6 protein-coding genes are annotated in these 4,727 nt (G+C 69.6%); 2 read left to right on the top strand and 4 right to left on the bottom strand.

The window, feature by feature from the left end; all coding sequences use genetic code 11:
* Positions 1–49: 49 nt before the first annotated feature.
* From AC1D2K_RS30035 to AC1D2K_RS30050, 4 genes are all read right to left on the bottom strand, one after another.
* The gene (locus tag AC1D2K_RS30035) at positions 50–835 is read right to left on the bottom strand and encodes an ABC transporter ATP-binding protein (protein ID WP_478093506.1); all 786 of its coding nucleotides are present in this window, start codon (positions 833–835) and stop codon (positions 50–52) included.
* A gap of 150 nt (positions 836–985) precedes the next feature.
* Entirely contained in the window at positions 986–1,744 is a 759-nt protein-coding gene (locus tag AC1D2K_RS30040) for an ABC transporter ATP-binding protein (RefSeq protein WP_478093507.1), read from the bottom strand.
* Complete coding sequence (locus tag AC1D2K_RS30045; protein ID WP_478093509.1) at positions 1,744–2,820, bottom strand: branched-chain amino acid ABC transporter permease; 1,077 nt, start codon at positions 2,818–2,820, stop codon at positions 1,744–1,746. Before AC1D2K_RS30045 ends, AC1D2K_RS30040 begins: the two co-directional genes overlap by 1 nt.
* Positions 2,817–3,713 (bottom strand): branched-chain amino acid ABC transporter permease, encoded by an 897-nt coding sequence (locus AC1D2K_RS30050; RefSeq protein ID WP_478093510.1) that lies wholly within the window; start codon positions 3,711–3,713, stop codon positions 2,817–2,819. Before AC1D2K_RS30050 ends, AC1D2K_RS30045 begins: the two co-directional genes overlap by 4 nt.
* 230 nt (positions 3,714–3,943) lie before the next feature.
* Between AC1D2K_RS30050 and AC1D2K_RS30055 the strand changes: the two genes are divergently transcribed.
* Together AC1D2K_RS30055 and AC1D2K_RS30060 are read left to right on the top strand one after the other, a co-directional pair.
* Positions 3,944–4,135, top strand: coding sequence for a short-chain dehydrogenase (locus tag AC1D2K_RS30055; protein ID WP_478093512.1), 192 nt, complete (start codon positions 3,944–3,946; stop codon positions 4,133–4,135).
* Between the two features lie 67 nt (positions 4,136–4,202).
* Positions 4,203–4,727 (top strand): MlaE family ABC transporter permease (locus AC1D2K_RS30060; RefSeq protein ID WP_478093514.1); only part of this gene is annotated, 525 nt, incomplete at its 3' end.

A 4,727-nucleotide genomic window follows, 5' to 3' on the forward strand; every position in this document is an offset into this window, starting at 1 on the left:
TCATGGATGTCTCCTGAAGTGAGGGTGGGATGAAAGACAGGACCGGCGGCTAGCGCCAGCTGTCACGCCGGCGCTGTGGCCGCAGGCCCGGCTCGGCACCGGCCACCGCATGGGCGGCAGCGCCGCCGAGATAGAAATCGCGCACGTCGTCGCGCTCGCGCAGCCTGGCGCAGCTGTCGGCCGCCACGATGCGGCCAAGCTCGACGATGTAGCCGTCGTCGGCGGTGGCCAGTGCGATGGCGGCGTTCTGCTCCACCACCAGCACCGCGGTGTTCGTCTCGCTGCGAATGCGCTGCACGATCGCGAAGATCTCCTTGGTGAACAGCGGCGACAGCCCCAGCGAAGGCTCATCGAGCAGCAGCAGGCGCGGCCGGCCCATGAAGGCACGGCCGATCGCCACCATCTGCTGCTCGCCCCCCGAGAGCAGGCCGGCGGCCTGGGCGCTGCGTTCCCTCAGCCGCGGGAACCACTCGAACACGCGCTCGATGTCGCGTGCCACTTGCGGGTCACGGCGGCGTGCGAAAGCGCCCATGCGCAGGTTCTCGATCACGCTCAGGAAAGTGAACACCTGCCGGCCCTCGGGCACCAGCACGACGCCGGCGCGCGCCACCTCGTCGGCATCGCGGCCGTCGATGCGCTGGCCCTCGAACTCGATGCTGCCCTTGGCCGGGTCGATCACGCCGGCGATGGTGTTCAGCAGCGTGGTCTTGCCGGCGCCGTTGGCGCCCAGCACGCAGACGATGCGGCCGGCCTCGACCTCGAGGCTGATGCCGCGGAGGGCGTTGACCGGCCCGTACCAGGTCTCGATGTTGCGTACGCTCAGCAGTGCAGTCATGTCGAGTGCTCCACCACGTGACCGCATGACCCGCGGCGCATGAAACCGGCGCAGCCAAAAGCCAGGGATACCGCGGAACCGGCTTTGCCGGGCCGCTGGTATCGCCCCCTCGAGGGGGCGGCGCCGCAGGCGCTTCGGGGGTGTTTCATCCTATGCTCCCAGGTAGGCAGCGATGACTCGCGGATCGGACTGCACTTCGGCCGGCGTGCCGAGCGCGAGCCGCTGGCCTTGCTCCATCACCAGCACGCGGTCGGCCACCGCCGAGACCAGCGACATGTCGTGCTCGACCATGACCACGGTGATGCCGAGCGCGTCGCGGATGTCGCGAATCCAGTGCGCGAGCTCGTGGGTCTCCTCGGGGTTGAGGCCGGAGGCCGGCTCGTCGAGCAGCAGCAGCTTCGGCCCGGCCGCCAGCGCGCGGCCGAGCTCGACGACCTTGCGGATGCCGTAGGGCAGCCCGGCGACCAGGCTCATGCGGTATGGCGCGAGTTCGAGCAGCGCGATCACGTCCTCGACCACCTCGCGCGTGGCGTTCTCGGCGCGCCGCACCACCGGCAGGTCGAGCAGCTGCGCGAACAGGCTGCCGTGCGGCGCCGAATGGCGGCCCAGCATCAGGTTGTCGAGCACGGTGGCGCCCTCGAACAGCTCGATGTTCTGGAAGGTGCGCGCGATGCCGTGGCGCACCACGTCGTGCCGCGCCACCCGGGTGATGTCGCGGCCCCGCAGCCGCACCGCGCCGCCGCTGGCATCGAACACCCGCGTGATCAGGTTGAAGACCGAGGTCTTGCCGGCGCCGTTGGGCCCGATGATCGCGAACACCTCGCCCTCGGCGACCTCGAAGCTGACGTCGCGCACCGCGCGCACGCCGCCGAAGGACAGGCTGAGCCGATCGACTTCGAAGAAGGCCATCAGGCACGCTCCGATCGCATGTAGGCCTTCTGGCGCTTGAAGCCGGCGCGCTGGCGCAGCGGGAACTCGGCCAGCGCGCCGCGAATGCGCAGCCAGCGGCCGTTGAGGCCGCGCGGCTCGAGCAGCACGAAGAACACCAGCACCGCGCCGTAGACGAACAGCTCGAGCCCGAACTGGCTGCCGATGCGCGCCGGCAGCAGCGGCTTCATGAGCGAGATCAGCGACGGCAGCATGCCGATCAGCAGCGCCCCGAAGATGGCGCCGCGCAGGCTTCCCATGCCGCCGATGAAGACCATCAGCACCAGCTGCAGCGAGAGCGCGAGACCGAAGCCCTCGGGCGTGATGAACTGCGTCTGGTGCGCCAGCAGCGCGCCGGCCACGCCCGACACGCTGGCCGAGATCACGAAGGCCAGCACCTTGGTGCGCGCCACGTGGATGCCCAGGCCCTGCGCCGCGGCCTCGGAGTCGCGCACGCCGACGAAGGCACGGCCAGTGGCCGAGCGCATCAGGTTGAGCAGCAGCCACAGCACCAGCGCGAGCACCGCCAGGCACAGGTAGTAGAACGGCCGCGGCGCCCCCAGGCTCAGGCCGAACAGCACCGGGTCGGGCACCGCGAGGCCGCTGTGGCCGCCGGTGACGGATCTCCAGCGGCCCACGACATGCTCGGTGACGATCGCGAAGGCCAGCGTCACCACCGCCAGGTGCAGGCCCGAGACGCGGATCGCCGGCAGGCCCACCAGCAAGCCCGCCAGCCCGGCCGCGGTGCCGGCGGCCAGCAGCGACAAGGGCAGCGGCAGGCCCAGCGTCAGCAGCTGCGCATGCGTGTAAGCGCCGATGCTCAGGAAGGCCGCCTGCCCGAGCGACACCTGTCCGGTGAAGCCGGTCAGTGTCATGAGCCCCAGGCTGGCGATGCACATGATGAAGATGAACGAGGCCTCGCCGACATAGAAGGTCGGCATCGCGAAGGGCGCGGCCACCAGCGCGGCGGCGAGCGCACCGTACAGCAGGCGCTGCTCGCGCGTGCGCAGCAGCGCGCGGCCCTCGGCGTAGCGGGTCTGGCAATTGTCCCTGCTCATACGCGCCTCCCGTGCGCTTCGCCGATCAACCCCCGCGGGAAGAACACCAGCACCGCGATCAGCACCAGGTAGGGCATGACATCCTTGAAGCCGTCGGGCAGGTAGACGCCCGAGAACTGCTCGATCAGCCCGATCAGCAGGCCGCCGAGGATGGCGCCGGGCACGCTGCCGAAGCCGCCGAKCACCAGCGCCGCCAGTGCCTTGAGCATCACGAACCACAGGCCCAGGTCGACCAGCGAGATCGGCGCCAGCAGGACGCCGCAGAGCGCCGCGATGGCGCCCGAGATCGACCACACCAGCGAGTTGAGGCGCTTGACCCGCACGCCGCACAGGTAGGAGGCCAGCTGGTTCTGCGACGAAGCCTGGATCGCGACGCCCAGTGCGGTGCGCTGCAGGAAGACGAAGAGCAGCGCCGTCACGCCGAGCGCGGCCGCGATGATCACCAGGTTGAGGTCGGCCACCACGGCGCCGGCGATCGGGGTCGTGCGTTCGGTCCAGGGCGTCGGGTAGCTGCGCGAATCGGGACCGAACACCATGCTGGTGCCGCCTCGGATCATGAAGCCGATGCCGATGGTCAGCATGACACCCGCGAACTGCGGCTGGCCGACGATGGCGCGCATCACCCGGGCTTCGAGCATCCAGCACAGCGCCGCGGCCAGCAGCACCACCAGCGGCAGCGCGAGCCAGAACGACAGGCCGGCCTCGACGATGAAGTACCAGGCCGCAAAGGACGACAGCATCAGCACGTCGCCATGTGCGAAGTTGAGCACCTCGGTGGCCTTGTAGCCGAGCACCAGGCCGAGCGCGACCAGGCTGTAGATCGCGCCGGTGGAAATGCCCTGCAGGCCGAGCTGGATCAGCTGCGCCAGCGAGACGGAATCGAATGCACCCATTTTGTCCTAACGATCGTTAACCAAACGATCGGCAGACTATAAGGAGATGCGGCAGCTTCAGTCTCTAGTGGTAAGCCCCAGGGTTCGCCTCGGCCGGCGATGTTCGAAAGCAGCGACGCCCGATGTGCGATATGCACGATCCGGCCGCCGCAGTTGTCTCGCGGGGGAGTTCCGTCATCGACATGACGCCGTTATTCAGGATGATCAAGGCACACCCCGAGGAAACGACCATGAACAGCCGCAACCGCCCGATCCGCGCCGGCCGCACGCCACAGCCCACGGCGCGGCGTTCCATCGCCGAAGCGCTCTCGCGCAAGCTGGGCAAGCTGGTCGGGACCGATCGGCGCCAGGCGTTGCGGGCCCGGGAGCGCTTCGATCGGCTGGAGCCCGATCAGCGCCTGCGCGAAGTCGGCGAGTGGTAGCCGGCACGGTCTGAGCGGCACGGCCCGAGCCATTCGCTACCATCGACGGACAATCGTTGTCCGTCGAATGACCTCTCCCCTCCCCCAACGCCAAAGCCTCGGCGCCCTCGCGCGATCGGCCGTCGGCCCGCTCGAGCGGCCCTTGCACTTCCTCGGCGAGGTGCTGCTGTCGGCCGCTGCCGCGCTGCGCGGCCGCTGGACCTTCCGCCGCGAGGACCTCGGGCGCGTCCTGGCCGACTGCAGCGCAAGGGCGGTGCCGATCGTCCTGGTCGTGAATCTGCTGGTGGGCGCCATCCTGGCGTTCGTGGGCGCGGTCCAGCTCGCCAAGTTCGGCGCCGGCATCTTCGTCGCCGACCTGGTGGGCATCGCGGTCGCGCGCGAGATGGCGGCCATCATCACGGCCGTGGTCATCGCCGGGCGCACCGGCGCCGCATTCGCCGCCGAGATCGCGACGATGCAGGCCAACGAGGAGGTCGATGCGCTCGAGGTGCTGGGCCTGACCGCGATCGACTTCCTGGTGCTGCCGCGCGTCGCTTCGCTGCTGTTGATGATGCCGCTGCTCTACATCTTCGCCTGCCTGGCCGGCCTGCTG

This window comes from Variovorax sp. P1_H12_2, from assembly GCF_056405335.1.